At 48.6% G+C, this 562-nt stretch carries 1 protein-coding gene; it reads right to left on the reverse strand.

The features are described from left to right. Positions 1-54: 54 nt before the first annotated feature. Positions 55-562, reverse strand: a 508-nt coding sequence (locus A8707_RS26380; protein WP_068820428.1) for an IS6 family transposase, incomplete at its 5' end; no start/stop codon positions are given.

Here is a 562-nt window from a genome sequence, read left to right on the forward strand (position 1 = left end):
GGTTGTGTCGCAAATACTTTTTAGTGACAAACGAAGTATCTCGTTCGCGTTCCGTTAAGCGCTAATTCCAAAGAGTTCTTCGATAAACTTTGCTTGAGATACACTGTCCCCTTTGCTGATTCCCTTCACTTGCCCTTTGCGAATCATACTCATCGCTTCGATGCCTCTTAAGGTTCGTCTTGCCGTATTAAATGAGCCGAATCCCATCATTGGCTTTGTCAATCGCTTGATGTTTCGATGATCCTGCTCGATGATGTTATTCAGGTACTTGCTCTGCCGTAACTTCGTCTCTGCTGCCAGCGTTTCATCCGCTTTCAAGGCTTCGACTGCCACCGGATAAGCGGCATTTTTATCGACTGTAATTACCCGTGGAGTTTGAGTGTGAGTCGCCTTGAGAACTTTGCGGAAAAACCGTGCGGCTGCCTTGCCGTCCCGCTTTGCGCTCAACATGAAGTCGAGCGTGTTACCTATTGAATCGACGGCGCGGTAAAGGTATTTCCACCCTCCTTTGACTTCGATATACGTCTCGTCCACCCGCCACGAATCGTTGGTCGGATTCAGG

This window comes from Phormidesmis priestleyi BC1401, from assembly GCF_001650195.1.
In the GTDB taxonomy this organism is placed as follows: domain Bacteria; phylum Cyanobacteriota; class Cyanobacteriia; order Leptolyngbyales; family Leptolyngbyaceae; genus Phormidesmis_A; species Phormidesmis_A priestleyi_B.